General features: G+C 70.4%; 16 protein-coding genes. 9 read left to right on the forward strand and 7 right to left on the reverse strand.

Annotated elements, in window-relative coordinates:
• Positions 1-3 precede the first annotated feature (3 nt).
• The gene (locus tag K8640_RS03030; RefSeq protein WP_223745685.1) at positions 4-2,748 is read right to left on the reverse strand and encodes a YncE family protein; all 2,745 of its coding nucleotides are present in this window, start codon (positions 2,746-2,748) and stop codon (positions 4-6) included.
• Positions 2,749-2,904: 156 nt separating this feature from the next.
• Positions 2,905-4,647 carry a SulP family inorganic anion transporter gene (locus K8640_RS03035; RefSeq protein ID WP_223745686.1) on the reverse strand — a complete coding sequence of 581 codons (1,743 nt, stop codon included), beginning with the start codon at positions 4,645-4,647 and terminating at the stop codon, positions 2,905-2,907.
• A 233-nt stretch (positions 4,648-4,880) separates the two neighbouring features.
• Here K8640_RS03035 and K8640_RS03040 point away from each other — a divergent pair, with 233 nt between their 5' ends.
• The 7 genes from K8640_RS03040 to K8640_RS03070 all read left to right on the forward strand — a co-directional run bounded on the left by K8640_RS03040 (position 4,881) and on the right by K8640_RS03070 (position 11,310).
• Complete coding sequence (locus tag K8640_RS03040) at positions 4,881-6,389, forward strand: HAMP domain-containing sensor histidine kinase (protein WP_223745687.1); 1,509 nt, start codon at positions 4,881-4,883, stop codon at positions 6,387-6,389.
• Positions 6,386-7,807 (forward strand): sigma-54 dependent transcriptional regulator, encoded by a 1,422-nt coding sequence (locus K8640_RS03045; RefSeq protein ID WP_223745688.1) that lies wholly within the window; start codon positions 6,386-6,388, stop codon positions 7,805-7,807. The genes K8640_RS03040 and K8640_RS03045 overlap by 4 nt, the downstream gene beginning before the upstream one ends.
• A gap of 74 nt (positions 7,808-7,881) precedes the next feature.
• Positions 7,882-8,277 (forward strand): hypothetical protein, encoded by a 396-nt coding sequence (locus K8640_RS03050; protein ID WP_223745689.1) that lies wholly within the window; start codon positions 7,882-7,884, stop codon positions 8,275-8,277.
• A 99-nt stretch (positions 8,278-8,376) separates the two neighbouring features.
• Positions 8,377-8,541 (forward strand): 50S ribosomal protein L33, encoded by a 165-nt coding sequence (rpmG, locus tag K8640_RS03055; RefSeq protein ID WP_046714983.1) that lies wholly within the window; start codon positions 8,377-8,379, stop codon positions 8,539-8,541.
• Complete coding sequence (gene zigA / locus K8640_RS03060) at positions 8,538-9,782, forward strand: zinc metallochaperone GTPase ZigA (protein ID WP_223745690.1); 1,245 nt, start codon at positions 8,538-8,540, stop codon at positions 9,780-9,782. Before rpmG ends, zigA begins: the two co-directional genes overlap by 4 nt.
• Complete coding sequence (locus K8640_RS03065; protein ID WP_223745691.1) at positions 9,782-10,432, forward strand: DUF1826 domain-containing protein; 651 nt, start codon at positions 9,782-9,784, stop codon at positions 10,430-10,432. The genes zigA and K8640_RS03065 overlap by 1 nt, the downstream gene beginning before the upstream one ends.
• A 92-nt stretch (positions 10,433-10,524) precedes the next feature.
• Complete coding sequence (locus K8640_RS03070) at positions 10,525-11,310, forward strand: endonuclease/exonuclease/phosphatase family protein (protein WP_223745692.1); 786 nt, start codon at positions 10,525-10,527, stop codon at positions 11,308-11,310.
• A 22-nt stretch (positions 11,311-11,332) separates the two neighbouring features.
• Here K8640_RS03070 and K8640_RS03075 read toward each other — a convergent pair whose 3' ends face one another.
• The gene (locus tag K8640_RS03075) at positions 11,333-11,653 is read right to left on the reverse strand and encodes an FHA domain-containing protein (RefSeq protein WP_223745693.1); all 321 of its coding nucleotides are present in this window, start codon (positions 11,651-11,653) and stop codon (positions 11,333-11,335) included.
• Positions 11,654-11,838: 185 nt separating this feature from the next.
• Here K8640_RS03075 and K8640_RS03080 point away from each other — a divergent pair, with 185 nt between their 5' ends.
• Positions 11,839-13,425: a hypothetical protein gene (locus K8640_RS03080; protein ID WP_223745694.1), complete on the forward strand. Its 1,587-nt coding sequence runs from the start codon at positions 11,839-11,841 to the stop codon at positions 13,423-13,425.
• Positions 13,426-13,440: 15 nt separating this feature from the next.
• Here K8640_RS03080 and K8640_RS43050 read toward each other — a convergent pair whose 3' ends face one another.
• Together K8640_RS43050 and K8640_RS03090 are read right to left on the reverse strand one after the other, a co-directional pair.
• Complete coding sequence (locus tag K8640_RS43050; protein WP_223745695.1) at positions 13,441-14,211, reverse strand: DUF695 domain-containing protein; 771 nt, start codon at positions 14,209-14,211, stop codon at positions 13,441-13,443.
• Entirely contained in the window at positions 14,208-16,217 is a 2,010-nt protein-coding gene (locus tag K8640_RS03090; RefSeq protein ID WP_370640305.1) for an ABC transporter substrate-binding protein, read from the reverse strand. The genes K8640_RS43050 and K8640_RS03090 overlap by 4 nt, the downstream gene beginning before the upstream one ends.
• A 162-nt stretch (positions 16,218-16,379) precedes the next feature.
• On the opposite strand from K8640_RS03090, the gene K8640_RS03095 reads away from it, so the two are divergent.
• Complete coding sequence (locus K8640_RS03095; RefSeq protein WP_223745697.1) at positions 16,380-17,210, forward strand: discoidin domain-containing protein; 831 nt, start codon at positions 16,380-16,382, stop codon at positions 17,208-17,210.
• Positions 17,211-17,232: 22 nt separating this feature from the next.
• Here the strand turns inward: K8640_RS03095 and K8640_RS03100 are convergent, their stop codons facing one another.
• Complete coding sequence (locus tag K8640_RS03100; RefSeq protein WP_223745698.1) at positions 17,233-17,622, reverse strand: zf-TFIIB domain-containing protein; 390 nt, start codon at positions 17,620-17,622, stop codon at positions 17,233-17,235.
• A 141-nt stretch (positions 17,623-17,763) separates the two neighbouring features.
• The gene (murA, locus tag K8640_RS03105) at positions 17,764-19,035 is read right to left on the reverse strand and encodes a UDP-N-acetylglucosamine 1-carboxyvinyltransferase (RefSeq protein WP_223745699.1); all 1,272 of its coding nucleotides are present in this window, start codon (positions 19,033-19,035) and stop codon (positions 17,764-17,766) included.
• Between the last annotated feature and the right edge of the window lie 5 nt (positions 19,036-19,040).

Consider the following 19,040-nt stretch of genomic DNA (forward strand, 5'->3'; position numbering starts at 1 on the left):
GCGCTATCGGCTCAGCGGGTCATCGGGCCGGGTCCCCCGGTCCAGCTCATCGCGGTCGAAGACGCCGTCCAGGTCCCGGTCGATGCCGATGCGCACCTCCGAGCCCTTGGGCACCACCGTGAAGGTCAGCTCGTTGCCGGGCAGCGCCATCGTCTGGAGCTGCGCGGCGGTGACGGTCTCCGCCGCGCGGTCGGCCTGGAACAGACCCCCGCCCACATAGGTCGCGCCGCGCGCGATGCCGCCCTGGTTGCCCTTCGCCACCAGCCCCACCTTGCCGCTGTCGGCGAGGGCCTGGAACGAGGCCAGGGTGCTCGTCTGCGCGGGTGTGGGGCTCGCCGTGGTCAGCGTCACCTGCCTGCCCACCGCCGCGTGGGTGTCCTTGCTGTCCGGCCCGGGCGGCTCCGCGACCGTCGTCGTGGTGCCCTTGGGCAGGTCCGAGCCCGAGAACGCGAGCATGAACGCCACCATGTCCGCGACCTCCTGGTCGCTCTGGAGCGTGAACACCGGCTCGGTGATGAAGCGGGCAATCGAGTCCACGCTGCCGTCATGCGAGAAGCCGAAGCCCGCCAGGTTCGACGTCTGGGTGAACTCCATGCCCACCTTCTCGTAGAGGTTTCGCAGTTGTGAAATCTTCATCGTCACGTTGGTGAAGCCATCCACGGAGACGAGCCCCGTGTGACGCTCGCCGTTGGGGCCCGCGTTGACGGGCAGGAACTGGCTCCCGTTCCAGCGCACGTCCGCGCCCAGGCCCGTGGGCAGGGTGTGGCACGTCGAGCAGGCGAAGACGCCCGAGTCCAGCAGGCGCGGCGGCCGGTAGATGCGCAGACCGTTGACCGCGTTCCCGTTGGGCAGCGGCTGTCCCGCGGCGCCGAAGCGCCCCGTGGTGAAGTGCCCGGGCAAAGGCAGGCTCGTGGGCAGCGAGTTGTCGAGGTTCCGGAAGGGATTGGGCGGGAAGGTGAGCGTCGCGAGGAAGTCCTCGAACTGCTGCATCTCGATGACGGTGAGCTGGGTGTCGTCTCCCTGGAGGCTGGTGAAGGCGCCGTTGAACTCCTCGATGCCCGCGCGGTCTCCGCGCCAGTGCAGAGGCTCCTTGCCGATGAGGTCCTGGAGCGTCTGCGTCGTCATCGGGCCCTTCATGGCGTGCCACGGCTGGAAGTTCGACGTGAGCCCGGGGATGCCCATGCCCAGGTTCTGCCCGGTGACGGCCTTCATCTCGCCGGCGGGGTCTCCCAAATCCCACGCGAGCCGGTCGAGCCGGCCGTCGATGTGGCACGACGCGCACGACACGTGTCCCAGGCCCGAGCCCGTGTGCGTGTCGTAGAGGTGCCTGCGGCCGACCTTGATGGCGCCGGGGGAGGGGTCGAAGAACGGCACCCGCGCGACCTCGACGTTCGAGGTGGTGTCCACCAGGGAGATGCTCGCGGCGAACTTGTTGAGCACGTAGAGCCGCGTCCCGGAGAGCACCACGCCCGTGGGGCCCTCGCCGACCGTCACCTGGGTGATTCTTCCGCCCGCGTCGTCCATGACGGCGACGTTGTTGGAGCCCATGCCGGTGATGTAGACGCGGCTGCCGTCCGTGTTCCAGGCGAGCCCTCGCGGGTCTCCCAGCGCGAGCCGCCGCGTCGCCAGGGGCACCGTGCCCGTGGTGTACGTCAGGTGCGGATTGAGGTCGAAGCGGGAGACGACGGAGGGATTGGTCGGGTCGAACGCGGCGGCGAGCACGCGCAGGAATCGGCCCTTGAGGTTGGGCTCGAAGCGGACCTCGTTCACCGCGTCCGTGCCCACCACGACGACGTGGCCGCCCGGGTGGATCGCCAGCGCCATGTTCAGGTTCATCGCCCCGCTGGCGTACGTGACGGCCAGCGTGGACGCGTTGATGATGGCCACGTCCCGGTCCGGCAAATCCCAGCCCGGGCGACGTCCGGACGCGGACGCGTTGCTTCCCGAGACGACGCTCGTCCAGTCACGGCTGTTGTCGTCCATCCACTGGCCGCTGGCGTTCTTCTTCACGATGAGCGCCACGGGAGGAGGCGTGGGCGTGCCGCTGCGCCTGGGCGGGTTGAACGCGTTGCCGGCGTTGGGGGGCGGGTTGACGCCGCCGTAGGGGCCCAGCCCGCTGCTCACCACGTTGGGTGGGAAGCCGCCGCCGCCCATCGCGTTGCCACCGCCGAGCACCGTGCTGCGATTGCCGGACTCGAAGAAGGCGACGTAGACGTGGGTGCCCGCCGCGTTGGTGGCGAGCGCGCGAGGCTCTTCTCCTTGCAGCGCGAGCCGCGTGGGCGTGGCGAGGGGATTGGCGGGGTCCAGCACCAGCACGCGGTTCACCTGCGAGCAGGAGATGAACGCGCGTTGCGGTGAGCCCGCGAAGATGACGTCCGCGGGCTCGTCATCCGTGGGGAGGGTGGCCCTGACGTTGAGCGTGGTGAGGTCCACGATGCTGACGCTGTCGGAGACGTGGTTGACGACCCACGCCTCGGTGTTGCTCCGGGCGCGCACGGACACGGGGTCCAGGCCCACCGGGATGGAGGCCGTGAGCACCGGCGTCCCGCCCGTCACGGAGAACACCATGAGCCGGTTGTCCGCCGTGTTCACCGCGAGCAGGCGCGCGCCGTCCGGCGTCAGCTCCAGCGGGTGGACGTGGGGGTGCTCCCAGTTCACGAAGGTGCTCGGTGACTGTGCCCGCGCCGCGCCCGCCACCAGCACCACGCACAGCAACAACGAGAGCCGCACCTCTCGGACACAGGGCATGGAGCCTCCCGCGCGACACCCTCGTTCGCGCGTGGGTGGAGAATTCAGCGATGACTGCTAAATCTGACTATCCTTAATTGGATGAGTCTTTAGCATGAACCGCTGACGCGCGCTGTGGGGAGGGGGCGCCACCTGGGGGGCAGGTGGCGACGTGGCTCAGGTGGGCTGCGGTGCCCCCGAGGTGTTCGTCACCTTCGCGGGGGCCTGCTGGGTGCTCTCCTGTTGGATGTGTTCCAGCACGTCCTCCATCGTCGCCATCATCGCGTGTGGACTGGTGTCCGACCACGTCCCGTCCGTCTCCATCATCTTGGCGACGCCGTTGCGCGCGCCCGCCACCAGCACCCGGCCCCGGCGGACGGCCAGCGCATCGGACAGCTCGCGCAGCGTGCGAAGGCCCGCCGCGTCCATGAACTTCACCTCGGAGAGGTCCAGCACCAGGAAGTCCGGCCAGGGCGGAGCCTGCAGCGCCGCGCTCACGTTGGCGCAGGAGCGCACATCCAGGTCGCCGCGCACGCGCAGCAGTTGCACCGGAGGCCGCGCGTAGGCGTCCTGCCCCTCGGCGCCGAGCGGGCGGAAGAGCGGGCGGCCATCGGGGCGCAGCAGCAGGCTGCGCACATGGGCCCTGGGCCGCGAGAAGAAGCCCCACGCCAGCGACAGCAGCACGCCCGCGACCAGGCCCGGCAGGAAGCCCACCGTGGCGATGAGCAGCGCGGTCGCAACGGACACCGCCCCCTTGCCCGCGTTCTGCCGCATCAGCGCGCGCAGCCCGCGCAAGTCCAACAGCCGCGTGGCGACGACGAGCAGGATGGCGGCGAGCGCGGCCATCGGAATCAGCGCGACCAACGAGCCGGCCAGGATGCAGGCGCCCAGCAGCATCACCGCGTGCAGCACGGAGGCGGCGCGCGTGCGGCCCCCCGCCTGGACGGACACGGACGAGCGGACGATGGCGCCCATCACCGGCATGCCGCCGAACATCGCCGATGTCGCGTTGGCGAAGCCCTGCGCCACCAGCTCCTGGTCTCCGTCCGTCCGGTGGTTCTCCAGCCCGGGCAGCTGGTCCAGCGCCCGCGCGGACAGGAGCGAGCCCAACGACGCCAGCACCGTCAGCGCCAGGATGTCCGGCAGGAGCGCCTGGAAGTCCAGCCCCGCGAAGGAGGGCATCACCGGCATGGGCAGGCCCGTGGGCAGCGCGCCGACGCGCGCCAGGCCCTCGGAGAGCACACCCAGGCTGGACGCCGCGGTGGCGACCACCAGCCCCACCAGCACCGCGGGAATGGAGCGGTGCAGTTTGGGCATGAGGAGCATGCAGGCCACCACCAGCACGCCCACCACCACGGAGGCGCCGTGCACGGACCAGGTGGACCACGTGGAGGGGAGCACCAGCGCGCGCGCGGAGGACGTGCCCTCCGTCACCGCGCCGAGCAGCCGGGGAAGCTGACCGTCGAGCAGCAACAACCCGATGCCGGCGGTGAAGCCACGGGTGACCTCGGAGGGCATGAACTGCGCGAGCCTGCCCGCGCGGGACAGGCCGAGCACCACCTGGAGCGCGCCGCACGCGAGCGTGGCCACGATGACGCCCGCCACGCCGTGCTTCATGGAGATGAGCAGCACGGTGGGCACGAGCGCGGCCTCGGGGCCCGTCACCTGGAGCCGGCCTCCGCCGAGCATCGCCGCGACGACACCGGCGACGGCGCCGCTGATGAGGCCGACCTCGGGAGGTAGCCCCGAGGCCACCGCCAGCGCCAGATTCAAAGGAAGCGCGACACACGCCACTGTCAGAGCGGCGCTCGCGTCACCCGGGAGCGTCCGGCGTGACACCATCTGCTTCCAGTCCGTCCACAACCGCTTCGGACCTGCGGTCCATCCACGGGGCGTCTTGAGCGTAGGAGTCTCGACCATGATGCCCGGGCCATCTACATGGACCGTGCCGACGGCCTCTCCCCTCTGAATGCTGATTCAACTGTCGGCCGAGGCCGACGCTTCGTCGTCACCTGTCGGCCGACACCTGTCTGTCGGAACCGACAGGAAGATTCACGAGGGAACACCCGCTCGAAATTGCTGCGCGACGCTCGTCAGCTCGGTAGTGAGACTTCCGGAACAAGCGCGCCCTCACATGCGTATGAATCGGCCTCATGCGACTCGCTCACCGACTGCTCATCTCCCACGCACTCATGACCGCCGCGCTGCTGGGCGCGGCTGCCTTCTCGGGGGTGGCCATCGTCCGGATGACGTCCCTGCTCACGGAGGTCCGTGAGGAGCAGCTCGGCGGAGTCATCAAGGAGGAGGCCGTCCATCAGGCCGCCTGGGCCGTGGAGGTGGCCGCCCGTCAGGGCCTGTTCGCTTGTGAGCACAGTCCCCAGGAGGTGCCCGCTGCCGCGGCGACGCTCGGGCAACGGCTCACCCACCTGGACGCCCTCCTGAAGCGTCACGGCGCCGCCACACAGCCGTTGCTCCTGCGCGCGGCCGAGGGCTTCAAGAACTACGCAAGCCACATCCTCCAGGGCGACACGTGCGAGCGGCTGCAGAACGCGGCGCTGCGCAACCAGCGCCTGCACCTGGCGGAGCAGCTCACCGACGCGTGGATCAACACCACGCTCGCGCTGCACTCGGCCATCCGTCAGCGCGAGATGCGGGCGCACGACATCGGCTCGTCCGCCATCGCGGTGGGGCTCATCCTGGGGGCCATGGCGGTGGTGGCGGCGTGGGCGGTGGCGCGGTGGGTGGCTCAAGGGGTGACGCGCCCGCTGGGGCAGTTGTCCGCGCTGGCGCACCGGGTGGGGGACGGCAACTTCGCGCCGCTGCCCGCGGTCTCCGGGCCCAGTGAGATTCGCGCGCTGTGGGCGGACCTGGACCGCATGCGGGGCCGGCTGTCGGAGCTCGACCAGCTCAAGGACGCCTTCGTCGCCTCCGCCTCTCATGACCTGCGCACGCCGCTGGCGCGGCTGCGCACGGCCATCGGTCTGTTGGCGGACGGCACCGCGGGCCCCTTGACGGCGCAGCAGCAGCGCGTGGTGGCGCTGGCGCAGGTGGCGTGCGAGCGCGAGATCCGGCTGGTCACCGCGCTGTTGGATTTGACCCGGGTCCAGGCGGGCAAGGCCGTGCGCCGGGACGAGGGGTGTCGGTTGGATGACGTCATCGCGCGCGCCGTCGAGGAGGTCAACGAGCTGGCGGAGGAACGCGGTACGAAGCTGGTGCTCCAGGCCGAGGGCACGACGCCTCCGGCCTCGCTGGATGCCGCGCTGGTGGAGCGCTCGTTGGTGAGCCTGATGACGAATGGTGTGCGCGTCTCCGCGCCCGGTCAGACTGTCTACGTCACCCGCACGCTCATGCCCCGGGGGCCGGATGGCCAGCCCGGGACGTGGGCGCGGATCGAGGTGCGGGATGAAGGCCCCGGCGTGCCCGACGACGTGCGTCCGCGGGTCTTCGAGCCCTTCTTCACCCGCGCGGTGGGCGCCGCCGCCGCGGATGGGTTGGGGTTGGGGTTGCCCCTGGCGCAGCGGATGATGCGGGCGCTGGGCGGTGATGTGCTGGTGCTGGAGAACGCGAACCCCGGCGCGCGGTTCGTGCTGGTGTTCCCGCTGGGGTTGGGAGCACCCGCCCCGGTGGCGACGGAAGCGATGTCCAAGAGGATGGAAGGATGAAGCACCCCCGCGGTGGACATGTGTTGGTGGTGGACGACGACGCGGAGCTGTGTGAGCTCATCTCGTTGAGACTGGAAGCGCGTGGGATGAAGGTCACCACCGCGCTCACGGCGGCCCGCGGGCTGGAGCTGCTCGAGCAGGAGGAGGTGGACGCCGTCGTGCTCGACCTCCGGCTGGAGGGGGCGGATGGGCTGGAGGTGATGGGACAGATGCGGGCCCGCTCGCCGGACCTGCCCGTCGTCATCCTCACCGCGCACGGCACCATCGAGACGGCCGTGGAGGCGATGCAGCGGGGCGCGTATGGCTTCCTCACCAAGCCCTTCCAGGACCACGAGCTGGTCCAGAAGCTGTTGCACGCGACGGAGCGCAGTGACTTGCGGCGGGAGCTGGCCGACCTGCGCCGCATCGTCGCGGGCACCACGCCCGAGCGACTGCTGGGCACCAGCTCCGCCATCGCCGAGGTGAGGGACCGCATCGCGCGGGTGGCCCCGTCCGAGGCGACGGTGCTCATCCTGGGCGAGTCCGGCACGGGCAAGGAGCTGGCGGCGCGGCAGGTCCATGCGCTGTCGCGGCGCGCGAGCGGGCCGTTCGTCGCGGTCAACTGCGGGGCGCTGCCGCCGGAGCTTCTGGAGAGCGAGCTGTTCGGCCACGTGAAGGGCGCCTTCACCGGGGCCACGCAGACGCGCGAGGGGTTGTTCGGCGCGGCGCGCGGCGGGACGTTGTTCCTCGACGAGATTGGCGAGGCGGCGCTCCGGGTCCAGGTGAAGCTGCTGCGCGTGCTCCAGGAGCGGCGCTTCGCGAGGGTGGGCAGCACGGTGGAGGAGGAGGCCGACGTGCGCATCGTGGCGGCGACCAACCGCGACCTGCGTGAGGAGGTCGAGGCGAAGCGCTTCCGCGAGGACCTCTACTACCGGCTCGCGGTGCTCCCCATCGTGATGCCTCCGCTGCGCGAGCGGCTGGAGGACATCCCGATTCTCGCCACGCGGCACCTGGAGCAGGCCGCCGCGCGCAACGGGCTGCGGCTGCCCCGGCTGGCGCCGGAGGTGATGGACCTCTTGCGCTCGCACTCGTGGCCGGGAAACGTCCGCGAGCTGGTGAACGCCATGGAGGCGCTGGTGCTGCTGGCGCCCGAGGACGACATCCGCTTCGAGCACGTGGCGCGCATGTTCGACCCGCCGACGTCCTCCCGCGCGCCCGCGGACGCCGTGCGCGAGGAGGAGCAGGACTGGCTGAGCGCGGAAGGGGAGCTGCCCACGCTGCGCGAGGCGAGAGACCGCTTCGAGCGGCGCTACCTGTCCGAGGTGCTCCGCCGCTCGAAGGGCAACGTGGCCGCGGCCGCGCGCACCGCGAGCCGCAACCGGACGGACTTCTACGAGCTGTTGCGAAGGCACGGCCTGTCGCCCGCGGAGTTCAAGTAGCGCCGGGGACGGAGGGACGACGGGCTTGATTGGTTTTTGCAATCGAGTTACGTAAGCGTCCGATGCTCCGCCCCATGTCCCTTCCAGCGCGCGCCTGCGCGGCCACCCTCGCGGTGTTGTGGCTGACGTTGCCGCTGGTGGGGGTGCTCCATTCGGACGAGCACGCGCACCGCTACTGCGCCGAGCATCGGGCGTTCGAGGAGTTGGACGACGCGGGGCTCCTCGCGTCCGCCGTGCGACAGGGGCCCGGGGCCGAGGTCGCGCTCACGGATGGCGAGGAGGATGGAGATTCGCATGCGCGGTGTGCCCTGGCCTGGGCACAGGCGCGTCAGGCGGTGTTCCTGCCTGCTGGACTCCTGCTGACGGTCCCGTCGTCGCGGCCGCTCCTCACGCTCGAGGAGTCCGTGGGGAATGGCTCCGGAGTTCCGTTGCTGGCGCTCGCACCGAAGGGCTCTCCGCCCGGTCGCTGAGCCGTCGCACTCCGTCTCGTGTCGCGGGCCTGGGCCATGGCGCCCAGCGCCTCGTCGCGCGCGTTTCCTTCAATTCCTCTCTCTCTCAATGGATTCATCATGCCCAAGGGCAATCGGACCATCGTCCATCTCGTGTCGACCGCGAAGACCGGCTACTTCTACACGACGACGAAGAACAAGCGGAAGTCGCAGGACAAGCTCCAGCTCAAGAAGTACGACCCTCGCGTGCGCAAGCATGTGCTGTTCGTGGAGGGCAAGCCATGAGCGAGCCCGCCGTGAAGCGCCGCCTTCCCACCACCGTCCTCTCCGGTTTCCTCGGCGCGGGGAAGACGACCCTGCTCAATCACATCCTCAACAACCGTGAGGGTCTGCGCGTCGCCGTCATCGTCAATGACATGAGCGAGGTGAACATCGACGCGCGGCTCGTGCAGGGCGGCGCCTCGCTCAGCCGGGTGGACGAGAAGCTGGTGGAGCTGTCCAACGGCTGCATCTGCTGCACGCTCCGGGAGGACCTGCTCGAGGAGGTGGGGCGGCTGGCCCGTGAGGAGCGCTTCGACTACCTGCTCATCGAGTCCACCGGCATCTCCGAGCCGCTGCCGGTGGCGGAGACCTTCACCTTCGCCGACGAGTCCGGCCGCAGCCTGTCCGACGTGGCGAGGCTGGACACGCTGGTGACGGTGGTGGATGCGCTCAACTTCCTGCGCGACTGGGAGGGCTCGCAGGGGCTGGCCGAGTGTGGCCTCGCCATCGCCGACGAGGATGAGCGGACGGTGGTGGACCTGCTGGTGGAGCAGGTGGAGTTCGCGGACGTGCTGGTGCTGAACAAGACGGACCTGGTCTCCTCCTCCCAGTTGGAGGAGCTGGGCGAGATTCTGCGCAGGCTCAACCCGGAGGCGCGGCAGGTGCTGGCGGAGCGGGGCAGGGTGCCGCTCGCGGAGGTGCTCGATACCCGGCGCTTCGACTTCGAGCGCGCGAGTCGTGCTCCGGGGTGGCTCAAGGAGCTTCGCGGCGAGCACGTGCCGGAGTCCGAGACGTACGGCATCCGCAGCTTCGTCTTCCGCGGCCGCGTGCCGCTGCATCCCCAGCGCTTCTGGGACTTCATCCATGGGAGCTGGAAGGGCGTGCTGCGCAGCAAGGGGTTCTTCTGGCTCGCCACCCGGATGGACATCACGGGCGTGTGGGCCCAGGCCGGTGGCGCGTGCAGCTTCGAGCCCGCGGGCCTGTGGTGGGCCGCGGTGCCTCGCGAGGAGTGGCCGGAGGAGCCCGAGGCCCAGGCGGAGCTCGAGCGCGAGATGACGGGGCCGTATGGGGACCGGCGTCAGGAGCTGGTCTTCATCACCCGGGATGCGGACCCCGAGGAGGTCCTGGGGCAACTCGAGGCGTGTCTCTTGACGCCCGCGGAGCTCGCGCTGGGCCCTTCCGGATGGTCTGCGCTGGAAGACCCCTTCCCGGCGTGGGAGGTGGTGCGCGACGAGGACGCGGCCGCCGAGGAGCGGAGCGCCTGATGGAGCCCGCCTCGCGGTGGGAGTCACGCGCTCCCGAGTCATGGTCCGCCTCGCACGTCCTCGTCTGGCAGCCCTCGGAGCTGACGGAAATCTATCGCGAGGGTCTCAACCTCTGCGTGTGGCGCCGGGGCCTGGGCTCCGAGCTCAGCCGGTGGTTGGGGACTGTCTGTGCCCGGCACACCCTCCACGTCGTCGAGCGCGTGGATGCAAGACGCCTGGACTTCCGAAGGACACTCGCGGAGCTGTCGGGGGTGGAGGAGCGCGAGGCCTGGTGTGAGGACCTGCGCCAGCTCTGCCAGGTGTACGCGGACCTCCTCGAGTGCCGGTGGCTGGGCGTGCGGCTCACCACGTTGGAGCGGGAGATGTGTCCGCGCTTCCACGTGGACCGGGTCGGCGTGCGGTTGCTCTGCACCTACGCGGGCCCCGCCACCGAGTGGCTGGAGAACGCGGACGCGCTGCGAGAGGGGCTGGGGCCGAAGGGCGAGGTGCTCCGCGCGGGCGGGCGCGTGCAGCGATTGGAGCGCTTCGACGTGGCGTTGTTGAAGGGAGAGTCGTGGCCCGGGAACGCGGGGAACGGTGTCGTCCACCGCTCCCCGGCGCTCGTGTCAGGGCAGCGGCGCATCATGCTCTCCATCGACGCCGTCGACTGAAAGGGCATGGCCTGCGATAACGGGCGGGCCCTGTCCTCCGAGGGGCGGGCACCTGCACCCGGCCCGAGGCGGGGGCGTCAAAGGAGTTGCCGATGGCGTGGGGACTTCGGGTGGCCTCGTACAACCTCCTCGCGGATTCCTACATCCGACCGGAGTGGTTTCCGAACACGCCCGCGCACCTCTTCGAGCCGCGCAGGCGACAGGAGGCCCTGGCCCGACGCATCCTGTCGCTGGACGCGGACATCGTCTGTCTCCAGGAGGTGGAGGCCTCCACCTTCGACGCGCTCCAGCGGTCCCTGTCCCCGCAGGGGTACTCCGGTGTGCTGGCGTTGAAGCAGCAAGGCAAGCCCGACGGTTGCGCGGTGTTCCATCGCGTGGAGCGCTACGTGGGGCACCGGGCCCACTACTTCAAGGACGTGCTGGAGGACGGGCGCGTCTCGGGGCACCTGGCGCTGGTCGTCGACTTCGCGGTGGGGCAGGACCGCTTGCGCGTGGCGTGTACGCACCTGCGATGGGACCGGCCCGACAGGCCGGTGGCGCTGCACCAGGGGATGCAGCAGGCCACGGAGCTGCTCGGGGAGGTCGTCCAGGCGGACCCAGGCGCGCTGTGGGTGGCTTGCGGTGACTTCAATGCGCGCCCCGGCGAGCCGCTGGTTCGCGCGTTCACCGAGGCGGGGCTGGAAGACGCCTTCCAGGGCCAGCACGCGCCCACGTGCAACGCGAATGGCGAGGCCAAGGCCATCGACTTCATCTTCCACTCACGGGGCCTGAGCGCCCGCCCCGTTGCTCCGCCGGTCATCGATGACCTGACGCCGCTGCCCTCGGAGCAGGAGCCCTCGGACCACCTACCCCTGGTCGCGACGCTGCGGCGGGCGTGAGGCAAGGCCAGTCCGTTCCGCGCTAGATGCTGATGATGAAGGGGCCGATCTGGAAGGGGCGATGGTCGACACGCAGCGTCTCCCCGCCGCGGTACGGGTCGCCTCGGGAGTTGTTGATCACCGCGTCCTCGTCGAGGAGCAGGACGAAGCGGTGGTAGCCGCCGGGATACCACCGGGCATGGTGTGCGCAGACCTCGGGTGACGCGAGCACGATGTCACAGTCCTCGGCGGAGCCGATGACGATGCCCGTCTCCCGGGAGCAGCGCGCTTCCAGGTTGTCGACGTGGCGTGTCTCCACCTGCCCGGTCCGGGTGTCTTCGATGTGCACGGCAATCTGGCTCATGTGAGGGATTGTAGAGGAACTCCTGGGAAGCCTTCAGTCAGGGGCGGAGCGCCCCGTGGCTGGCGGCCCTCTCCTTGTGGTCCTGGAGCCGCGTTCTCGACGCGCCATGTCGCGGGCCCGTGTGTCCCTCCAGTCGGAAGACGAGGCATGCCGTCTGCAAACCCATGGTGCATGAAGAGGAATCCATGAACGACCGAGTCCACCGCGCCGCATCCTCTCCGTCCCGGGCGCCTCGGATGCGACGGCACCCTGGCCGAGCCCTGGCGCTCGGGCTGTGGCTCGGGAGCACGACGACCCTGGCCGCTCCCACCGAGCCTTGGTTCGACAGGGGTGCGGTCCTGGTCGAGACGCCCGAAGGTGGCGCGTACTACGGGCTGGATACGCAGAAGCGGATCGCCTGCGAAGGTCGCCTCTGTCTTTGGCGCGTGGTCCAGAGCATGGGGCCCTGCTTCTACGGACTCTGCACGAGCCAGCAGATGGTCATGTCGGACCGGGAGGGGAGATTCCTGGGGGCGGCACATGACCTCGACGCGTGGTCCCCGAGCACCCTGCGCTTCATCGACGCGGGGCATGTCGAGGTCGTCACCACGAGCAGGAATGAGCCCTTCAGCATCCCCGCCAATGCATTGGACCCGACCGCCGTATCCCGCCAGGTCCTGAAGGTCGCGTCGGATGGCTCGCGATTCATCGCGGCCCCCCTTCGAACGCCGAAGTGGACGAAGCCCGCGGCGCGGCGTGGGAAGGCGCCAGTCGACCCGAAACCTCCCAGGTCCCTGCCCGTGGATGACGCGCTCCTCGCTCGGGCTCGCGCCCTGTGCCGCGAGGACCTGCGCTTCAATCCCGTGGACCATGCCTGTCGGGACGGGACCTGTTTCCTGCTGCTCTCCGGCGGCGAGCCCTCGTCCGAGGCCGATACCGAGGACGCCTCCCCACCGGCGGAGGCCGGCCTCAAGGGACCTTTCTGTGGCCTCCTGGTGAGGGGGGACGACCTCCAGTCGCTCGGGTTCGACGAGGACGGGGTCGAGGTCCAGGTGTCATCCACCGCGTACGCCTTGTCGGGACCTGTCGGCGCCCGCGGCTCGATGGAGCACATGGAGACGCTCTCCCGCAGCCGGCCGGGCTACATGGTGTTCAGTGACACCGTGGGCGCGGTGGTCGACGGAATCAGGCCGTACCCCGTGCGGTCGGCGCAGTCCACGGAGGCCGCGCTCGCGTTGGCCCCCACGGCCCAGGCCTATACGCCCGCCCATATCACCTGGGGGCTCGCGGGTTGGAAGGACGCGGAGGACCTGGCTTTCGCCTGGCGGCTGGCGCGCGTGGGTGGGGCGCTCGCCCTCCACGTGGAGGTGCACGATGACAGGGTTGTTCCTCTGGGCACCGGTACCGGTGTGCACTCGGACCATGTGGAGTTCACCGTGCACCGGATGCGCACGCCTGGAGCGTTCTCCGAGCTCAAGCTGGGCCTCCTGCTCGCGGCGGGAGGAAAGGTCGAGGCGCGTGACTGGACGGGAGAGGCGAACACCCCCTTTCCCGCCATCCAGGGCACCTGGCGCAAGCGTCCTCGGGGATACGAGATGACGCTCACGCTCCCGTTGGCGGACCTCCTCGGCGCGGCGGAGCCGAATATCTCCCTCGGCGTCTCGCTCGCGGTCTCCGATGCGGACGCGCGAGGCAAGCAGGAGACGCTGATGAAGCACAGCGGAACCCTGATGTTCTGGACCGAGTACCCGCCGAGCATCGACGAGTACCGGCGCCACGGCGCCATGGAATGACGCGCGGACTGGGGGCTACTGCATCGTCGTCAGCACGCAGCCCCAGCCGTCGTAGTCACCCTCGTGGGCCTGGAGGACCTCCAGGATCTCCACCGTCACCTCGTCCGCGCGCCCCTCCGCCAGCGAGTCCTCTCGGGTGAAGGACACGGCCCACCGCGTATCGGGAGGCTCGGGCGCGCGCGGGGCGGAGACCTTGAACCCCTTCTTCGCGAGCTGCCCCCCGGCGCGGGTCGCCTGCTCCTCGCTGGAGAAGTGCGCCAGATGGTCCACCTCGCGCGCCACTTCACTCCGGTCTCCTTGCTTCGCCAGCAGGTCGAGCAGGCTCCGGTTCGACATCAGGTGGCGGTGGAGCTCCGGCGGATAGAGCCAGTCGAAGTACACGGCCCACTCCGGGTCCTCCTCGAGCTCCAGCTCCAGCGTGTAGTCACCCTGCACGGGGGTCACCACGCGCTGGACCTCGGACTGCGAGACGCCGCGCGGGCCGAAGAAGAACGCCTCCGTGAGGCCCTGCCCCACGCTGCGGCCCACGAAGAGGAACCCCAGCGCCCCGAGCGCCGGGACGAACGCGTCCTCCAAAGCGAAGAGGGCGTCCGACTCCTCACGCGAGCGCAGGCCGTCCGGCCGGGGCGACTTCATCGCCACGCGCACGGTGAGCCGGAGCGGATGGCTCGAAAGAGGCGCCTGGGACGCCGCCTCCATGTCCAGGAGGAACGACGTGGGGCCGTCCTCCAGCTCCATCAGATACGTATCGAAGTTCTCCTCCCAGGCCTTCACCGCGCTGCTCACTGCTCACCTTCCTCCACCGTGAGCTGGTACGAGTCCTGGAAGTTGGCCTCGCGGTTCTTCGCGTCGCGCACCTCGAAGATGTAGACGCCGGGCTCCGCGCTGAAGCGGATGCTCTCCGGCTGGTCGCCCTTGGCCCGGTCCGCCGTCTGCACCAGCGACAGCTTCCCGTCCGGCTGCACGCGGTGCAGGTACAGGCCCACGTCCACCTTGAGGATGCCCAACAGCGTCGCCTTCAGCGGCGTACGCACCGGACGGTCCGACAGGTCCAGGCGGTAGAAGTCCGTGTCCTTCACCGGGAACACCGTGCCGCGCACCGCCTTGCCGAGCGTCAGCTCCTGCGCGCGCTCCAGGTTGTTGTTCGGCTCGCGCTCCTCGCCGCCGTTGTCCGGCACCGTGGTGATGCTGATGCGGTAGGGCTGCTCCGCGTTCTCGAAGTCCTTCACCCACTTGCCCTCCACCTTGCGCGACGCGCCCTCCACCCGGAACCAGCACGAGCCACTGCACGCGACGTTGTTCAGGCGCTCGGGCTCCTTCAGCGCGCCGTCGTTGGCCCGCAGCAGCACCGTCTCCTGCTGACCGTCACCCTGGGGCGGCTCCACCATGGAGAGCACCAGGTCCAGCCGCTCCACGCCCGACAGCTCCACCTTCGCCAACACCGGCTCCGTCGTGCGCAGCACGAAGTGGTCCACGTCGCCCTTGGGCGAGATGAAGCCCTCGCGGTAGCCGCCGGCCGTCAGCGGCGTCGCCTTGTACAGCTCGTCGTTGGGCTCCAGCTCCGCGTTCGCGCCGGCCTCCTCCTGCGTCACGGTGAGCGTGTACGGCGTGCCCGAGTTGAACGTGCGGCGCGCCTCCTTGCCCGTCCCCGTCCAGCCGCCCTTCACCACCACGTAGACCACCCGGTCCGTCGCCCGCACGCCGATGTTGCGCAGCGACAGCGCCTCGCCCTCCTTGCCTCGCAGCGAGAACAGCGGCGCCTCGGCCGCCGACAGCACGGAGAGCTCCGGCCGCACGCCCTCCACCGCGGACAGTTCGATCTTCAACGCCACCGAGGGAGGCTCGGGCGGCACGGCGGCGCCCGCGTCCATCGCCTGCGCCACCGCCGCGCCCTGGGGCCGAGGCGCCGCGGGGGGCTCTCCTCCGGCGAAGGTGCCCGAGGGGGCGGGCGGCGTGTCCAGCGGCGCCGCGCCTTCCTCCGGCGTGCCCGTGGCCGCGCCGCTCTCCGAACCCGGAGCGGGGGAGGGCGCCTCACCCTGCGCGGCGGCCGCGCCCTGCGCCACGGCGCCCTGGAGCGCCTCGGCTCCCTGGGGCGCGGCGCCCTGCGTCGGCGTGGCCCCCTGCGCGTCGTCCGGCGCGGGGACGCCCTCGCCCGGCGGAGGCGTGGGGACGGCGGCCTCGGGCAGCTCCACCCGGTACCAGTCCTCGTCGCCCGCGTGGCCCAGGAACGCCGTCACCGTCTGCCCCAGCGGCAGGGGAATCGCGTCCACCGCGCGATCATTCGGCTCGTGCTCCTCGCCGTCGTTGGGCGCGCGCATCTTCACCGTCAACGTGTACGCCCCGCCCACGCCCTTGCGCGCGGGCGCCACGCGCACCCAGCGCTCCTTCTCCACGTAGAGGTTGGGGAAGCGCTCCGGCTTGCCGTCGCCCTCGCTGTTGATGGCGGCCAGGCGGTTCCTGTCCCGGTCATGGACCTCCAGGGTGATGTCCCCGCCGGGCAGGCCCGACACGGTGACGTCCACCACCCGGGGCGCGGAGGGCGCCAGCCGGTACCAGTCCTCGTCGGCCTTGTTGGGCTGCGCCGTCAGCTCCGCCGTCACCGTGCTGTCGCGGGTGATGTCGAGCGCCTGCTCGGGCCGCTCATTGGGCTCCTGCTCCGTGAGCGCCGCGGGCCCTGTCTCCACGGGCCCCGCGTCGGGCACCTCGGCCGGCTTGTCGTCCTTGCAGGCGACCAGCGTCGCGGCCAGCACACAGACCCACCCCCAGCGTCGCGTCACGTTCATTCTCCGCATCGTGCCGCATCACTTCCTCGCGGCGTCCGAGTGTCAAGCACCCCAACATCGCGGCGGGCGCTTTCATCCCCCCGGGCCGGGGATCCGCTGTCGCTGGATTCACCGCGAAGACTTCCAGCCAGGGACTGGAGCCGTCGACGCGGGGCGATCCAAGATGGCGCCATGAGCCGCCTCCCCCTCGCCCTGCTGCTGCTCTCGAGCGCCGCGCCCGCCGCGTCCACCGCCCCGCCGGGCTACGCCCAGGCCTCCGACTACCTGGAGCGCGAGCGCCAGCCGGAGCGCTACTCGCCCCTGCACCTGTTGGATGGACGCGACACGACGGCCTGGTGCGCCACGGGGACGCCGCCCGCCGCCGTCACCATCGGCTTCAAGGACGTGGTGACCATCGACGAGGTGCGCGTCTACACGGGCGACGGCACCGACAAGGCCGCGTACAAGGCCCACGCGCGGGCGAAGAAGCTCACCCTCACCACCGTGGACACGTCCAAGAGCCTCAAGGTGGAGGACAAGCGCGGGCTCCAGGTCGTCCCCATCAGCCCCGCCATGACGGGCAACCGCTTCACGCTGGAGGTTTCCGAGCGCTTCCCGGGCACGGCGGAGGACGGCCCCGTCTGCGTCACCGACCTCATCTTCTACTCGGGAGGCAAGGCGCTCAACGGCACGTGGCTTGCGCCCCGGCTGCGCTACGACGCGCGGCTGGCGCCCCTGTTGGGCACGTGGTTCAGCGGCCTGGAGGGCGCTCCGGACCGCTTCCTCTCGCTCTACGTGGACGGGACGTACCGCTTCGCGCACGAGCCGCTGGAGGGCGGCGAGCCCAGCGCCGTGACGGGCACGTATGCCCTGTCCGGTTCCCGACTCACGCTGGAGGTGCCCAAGCGCGGCAAGGTGACGCTGCGGCTGCAGAAGGGCGGCTCGGACGATGCGGGCGCCACCCTGGAGCCCGAGGGGGCCCTGGCCGAGGAGTGGGGCCGCGGTTTCCGCGGCCAGCCCTAGGTCCGTCCGGCGTGCCGCCCGTCTAGAGGGCGGCCACCTTCTTCTTGGCGCTGAAGCGGCGGAAGAAGTCGATGATCTCCTTCTCCGCGACCTTCACGTCGGTGGCGTCCTGGAATTCCGACTCCAGGAAGATGCCACCGCAGGACTCGCAGGTGTCGTAGTGGAGCGGGTGCTGGCGGTCGCCGCCGTCCACGCGGACGAGGTCGACATGGCACTCGGGGCACTGGCCGGTCAACGCCTCCGCGTCCACCTTGCCTCCCTGATGCTCCAGCCCTTGGAGGTTGTTGTGGAGCAGGACCCGGTTCAGGTCCGCGACGTCGATCCAGAGCCCGCCGCAGTCTCCACACTTTCGCAACGTCTGGTCATCCCCCTCGAGATCGGCCATCTCGACGTTGCAGCTGGGGCAATCCATGGGACGGTTCATTCTCCTGCAATGGGGGACGCACGTCCCCAGTGGTCCGAGAATGATAGGTCGCGCGAAATTTGGGATGCAACCCACGTTGCCGCTTCTGTTGGCAACGCGCCGTCTGGGGGTCGAAAGGCCCCGTGCTCCTCAGGCCTTCGCCTTGACCCGGCGGATGTCCGCGCCCAGGGCGCGCAGCTTGCGCTCCAGCCGCTCGTAGCCGCGGTCCAGGTGGTAGACGCGGCTGACGTCCGTGCGCCCCTCGGCGCGCAGGCCCGCCAGGATGAGCGAGGCGCTCGCCCGCAGGTCCGTGGCCATGACGGGCGCGCCGCTCAGGTGCTTGACGCCCTTCACCACCGCGGTGTGCCCCTGGATGGTGATGTCCGCGCCCAGACGGTGCAGCTCCGGCACGTGCATGAAGCGGTTCTCGAAGATGTTTTCGCTGATGACGGATGTCCCCTGGCTCACACACATGAGGGCCATGAGCTGGGCCTGCATGTCGGTGGGGAAGCCCGGGTGCTCGGTCGTCGTGATGTTGACGGAAGTCAGGGTGCGCGGGGCCTTGCAGCGGATGCCGCCGGCCTCGGCCGTGAGGGTGCACCCGGCCTCGCGCAGCTTGTCCATGACGGCGTCCAGGTGCTCGGGGACGGCGTGCTTCACCAGGACGTTGCCGCCGGAGATGGCCGCGGCGACGAGCAGGGTGCCCGCCTCGATGCGGTCCGGGAGGATGGCGTGCTCGACGGGCTTGAGGCCCTCCACGCCCTCCACGGTGATGACGGAGGTGCCGGCGCCTTCGATGCGCGCGCCCATCTTGTTGAGCACCCGCGCCAGCTCCTCGATTTCGGGCTCGCGCGCGCAGTTCTCCATGATGGTGCGGCCCTTGGCCAGCACGGCCGCCATCAGCACGTTCTCCGTGCCGGTGACGGTGATGACGTCGAAGTTGACGGTGCCGCCCTTGAGCTGCTTGGCGCGGGCCTCCACGTAGCCCTCCGTCAGGTGGATGTCCGCGCCCAGCGCCTTGAGGCCCTTGAGGTGCTGGTCGATGGGGCGCGCGCCGATGGCGCACCCGCCCGGCATGGACACCCGCGCCCGCCCGAAGCGCGCGACGAGCGGCCCCAGCACCAGCACGCTGGCGCGCATCGTCTTGACCAGGTCGTACGGCGCCTCCGGGGTGATGTGGCCGTTGACGCCCACCTCGCAGACGTCCTTCTTGCGCGCGGTGAGCCGCTCCGCGCCGCAGCCCATGGTGCGCAGCACCTTGAGCATGGTGGCGACGTCGGCCAGGTCCGGCACGTTGCGGAAGGTGGAGGTGCCGTCCGCCAGGAGCGCGGAGGCGAGGATGGGCAGCGCCGCGTTCTTCGCGCCCGAGACGACGACCTCGCCGTGCAGCTCCGCGCCGCCCTTCATCACGATCTTGTCCATGTTGC

The organism is Myxococcus sp. XM-1-1-1, assembly GCF_020037095.1.
In the GTDB taxonomy this organism is placed as follows: Bacteria; Myxococcota; Myxococcia; order Myxococcales; family Myxococcaceae; genus Myxococcus; species Myxococcus fulvus.

Bases quoted from the DNA above. Each gene is read 5' to 3' on its own strand.
- K8640_RS03030 (WP_223745685.1), bottom strand. From the start codon at position 2,748: ATGCCCTGTGTCCGAGAGGTGCGGCTCTCGTTGTTGCTGTGCGTGGTG.
- K8640_RS03035 (WP_223745686.1), bottom strand. From the start codon at position 4,647: ATGGTCGAGACTCCTACGCTCAAGACGCCCCGTGGATGGACCGCAGGT.
- K8640_RS03040 (WP_223745687.1), top strand. From the start codon at position 4,881: ATGCGACTCGCTCACCGACTGCTCATCTCCCACGCACTCATGACCGCC.
- K8640_RS03045 (WP_223745688.1), top strand. From the start codon at position 6,386: ATGAAGCACCCCCGCGGTGGACATGTGTTGGTGGTGGACGACGACGCG.
- K8640_RS03050 (WP_223745689.1), top strand. From the start codon at position 7,882: ATGTCCCTTCCAGCGCGCGCCTGCGCGGCCACCCTCGCGGTGTTGTGG.
- rpmG (WP_046714983.1), top strand. From the start codon at position 8,377: ATGCCCAAGGGCAATCGGACCATCGTCCATCTCGTGTCGACCGCGAAG.
- zigA (WP_223745690.1), top strand. From the start codon at position 8,538: ATGAGCGAGCCCGCCGTGAAGCGCCGCCTTCCCACCACCGTCCTCTCC.
- K8640_RS03065 (WP_223745691.1), top strand. From the start codon at position 9,782: ATGGAGCCCGCCTCGCGGTGGGAGTCACGCGCTCCCGAGTCATGGTCC.
- K8640_RS03070 (WP_223745692.1), top strand. From the start codon at position 10,525: ATGGCGTGGGGACTTCGGGTGGCCTCGTACAACCTCCTCGCGGATTCC.
- K8640_RS03075 (WP_223745693.1), bottom strand. From the start codon at position 11,653: ATGAGCCAGATTGCCGTGCACATCGAAGACACCCGGACCGGGCAGGTG.
- K8640_RS03080 (WP_223745694.1), top strand. From the start codon at position 11,839: ATGAACGACCGAGTCCACCGCGCCGCATCCTCTCCGTCCCGGGCGCCT.
- K8640_RS03090 (WP_370640305.1), bottom strand. From the start codon at position 16,217: ATGCGGAGAATGAACGTGACGCGACGCTGGGGGTGGGTCTGTGTGCTG.
- K8640_RS03095 (WP_223745697.1), top strand. From the start codon at position 16,380: ATGAGCCGCCTCCCCCTCGCCCTGCTGCTGCTCTCGAGCGCCGCGCCC.
- K8640_RS03100 (WP_223745698.1), bottom strand. From the start codon at position 17,622: ATGGATTGCCCCAGCTGCAACGTCGAGATGGCCGATCTCGAGGGGGAT.
- murA (WP_223745699.1), bottom strand. From the start codon at position 19,035: ATGGACAAGATCGTGATGAAGGGCGGCGCGGAGCTGCACGGCGAGGTC.